This is a genomic window from Holdemanella sp., assembly GCF_056804935.1.
On the sequence record NZ_DBMEXE010000202.1, the window covers coordinates 1 to 2,927 of the forward strand.

2 protein-coding genes are annotated in these 2,927 nt (G+C 33.8%); both read left to right on the plus strand.

Features of this window, described 5'->3' with window-relative positions:
- Nucleotides 1-240: 240 nt before the first annotated feature.
- Nucleotides 241-507, plus strand: coding sequence for a hypothetical protein (locus ACZQCL_RS08210; RefSeq protein ID WP_482482721.1), 267 nt, complete (start codon nucleotides 241-243; stop codon nucleotides 505-507).
- Nucleotides 508-724: 217 nt separating this feature from the next.
- Nucleotides 725-2,927 (plus strand): transporter substrate-binding domain-containing protein (locus ACZQCL_RS08215; protein ID WP_482482723.1); only part of this gene is annotated, 2,203 nt, incomplete at its 3' end.

Here is a 2,927-nt window from a genome sequence, read left to right on the forward strand (position 1 = left end):
ACATGTTTCATTACCTCACTTACAGGTAAATTGTACAAGCCTATTTGACATTAATGATGTCTATATCCCATTTTATTAAATGTGACTTTATCAAAAAATTAAAAATGAAGAAATGGTAGAACATAAAATCATCAATGATCATGTTCAACAGACCACTTTTAGTAATAATATCACAGTTGAAATCAACACAAAGGAGAACACGTATAGAATTGTATGAAAAGATTAGGATTAATATTACTAATGTTACTAACAGGTTGTACACAAGCACAGCCGGAACTTAGAGAAACTAAAGAAGTTCAAACATCAATCCCTTATTCAGATGAGGAATTGATTGAAAGTGCAAATGATCAAATTGAGGATGAAGCATATTATGTGGATTCAATCACTCAACAGTCGGATACAGAAGTGTGGTTTTCATTAAAGAATAAAGATTTAAACAAGCAATATGTTTTCAAATATAAAGGTAATGAGTTAATTCCTGACAGATTAGTAGATAATGTAGATTAAATGTATTGACTCAATATTTGAGATAACGTAAACTTGATTTAGTGATCGTTCTGTAGAAACTTGCGAAGCCTACAGGCGGGGAAGAACCTGCGGGTCTCTTCCTCTTTTTTTATGAATTGTGTAAATTGGTTAGATTTTATTAAAAAATAATTTCGTTTTATTGACTGAATCTTGTGAAATAAAATATACTATTAACAAATGGATATGGAGAAATAATATGTTTAAAAAAGGGAAAAGATTAGCTGCGTTATGCACAGTCATTTTTGTGGTTTTATCTATATGCATGCCTTGTTTGGCGGATGAAGCAGAAAAGACCATTCGTGTGGGATCTTTTGAAGATACATTTAATTATGTGGATGATCATGGTGTTAGGCGTGGTTATGGTTATGAGTTAATGCAGGCTTTGGCTGGGTATACGGGTTGGAAGTTTGAGTATGTGAAGTGTGATTGGTCGAACTGTTTTGATAAGCTTGAAAATGGTGAGATTGATATCATGGGTGATATTTCGTATACGGATGATCGTGCTAAAGAAATGTTATTTTCTGAGGAAACGATGGGTGAAGAAAAGTATGTTTTGTATGCGAATTTATCGGATACGGATATTTTGTCTTCGGATTATAAGTCTTTGGATGGTAAGCGTATTGGTGTGCTTAAAGGTACTGAGCCTGAATATATGCTTACAGAATGGGAGCATAAGTATGGTATTCATACTGAGCATGTGAATGTAAGTGGCAATGAGGATGTTAAAAAGAAATTAGCGAATAATGAGATTGATTGTTTTGTGTCTTTAGAAGAGTCAATTTGGTCTGAAAGAGGGATTTCTAGTGTAACTACAATTGGAAAGTCTGATATATATTTTGCGATCAATAAAGAGCGTAGTGATATTAAACAAGAATTGAATCATGCGATGCGCCAGTTGGATAGTGATAGTCCTTTTTTCAAGGCGGATTTGTATAAGAAATATTTTACTTTGGATTATACGCAAATTTTAACAGGTGTTGAAAAGTCATGGTTAGAAGAGCATGGTGGTATTCGAATTGGTTTTTTAAATAATGATCCTGTTGTGTTTTCAATGGACAAAAAGAGTGGAGAGATTCGTGGTTCACTGCCTGAATATATTTCGTATGCCAAAGATTGTTTGGGAAATCATACATTGAAATTTGATATACAGGCTTTTGATGATTATGACAAAATGATTGAGGCTTTACAGAATAAAGAGATTGATGTGATTTATTATGTGAGTCGAAATTCAAATGTTGCCGAAAAGAAGGGGTATGCACTTTCGAATACGGCTTGGACGTATAATTTGATTGCCGTTACAAACAAGGAAGATTTTAATGAGAACGATTCATATGTGGTAGCTGTACCGAAAAACAAGGTGGCTTTAAAACAACATATTGCGTATAACTATCCGTATTGGAAACTCGTGGATTGTGATTCGATTGAGGATGAGGCGAATATGGTTGTTGATGGTAAAGTGGATTGTTTTATCAAGGGATCGAGTCAGGTATTGAAATTTGATGGTAATAAGAATTTTAAAATTATTTCTTTGACAAAGACAATGGAGGCTTGTTTTGGGGTTAAAGATGGGCAGGCAACACTATTATCCATATTAAATAAGACGATAAAGGCTATGCCTTCGGATATGTTGACAAGTGCGATTGTGATGTATGATAGTACGGCTTATAAAATGACTTTTTATGGTTTTTTAAAAGATCATTTGACCGTTGTTCTTATTTTAGGCTTTAGTATTATTATTGTAATTCTTCTACTTTTAAGAAAGGCAAGACGAGCAGAGGCGAGTGCTAAGGAGGCAAATCTTGCCAAAACGCAATTTCTGCATAATGTATCGCATGATATTCGTACGCCTATGAATGCGATTTTGGGCTATTCTGAACTTATGAAGAATGAGTTGAACGATAATGATTTGCCTAAGGTTTTAGAACATTTAAATAAACTTCAAAAGGCGGGTAATATTCTTTTATCAATTATTAATAACGTATTAGATATGGCACGCATAGAAAGTGGTCATATGGAATTGGATGAAAACTATGTGAATATTGAGGATATAAGACAAAGATTGTTTGAAATGTTTGAGGATGAGGCGAAGAAAAAGAATATTCATGTGAGGTACACGTTTAATGTTGATCATAAACATGTCATGGCCGATGTGACAAAGGTTGAGGAAATTTTTGTGAATATTTTAAGTAATGCCGTTAAATATACACCTTCGAATGGTTCTGTTGAAGTGAATGTGGATGAACTTTCATGTGATGAGCCTGGATATATGATTGTTCGTACAACCATTATGGATACAGGTATTGGTATGAGTCAGGAGTATTTAGAGAAGATTTTTGAATCTTTTTCAAGAGAAAGAATGACATCCAGTAAAATTAGTGGTACCGGTCTTGGTATGGCCA

Coding starts and splice junctions, on each gene's coding strand:
- ACZQCL_RS08210 (WP_482482721.1), top strand. CDS start 241: ATGTTACTAACAGGTTGTACACAAGCACAGCCGGAACTTAGAGAAACT.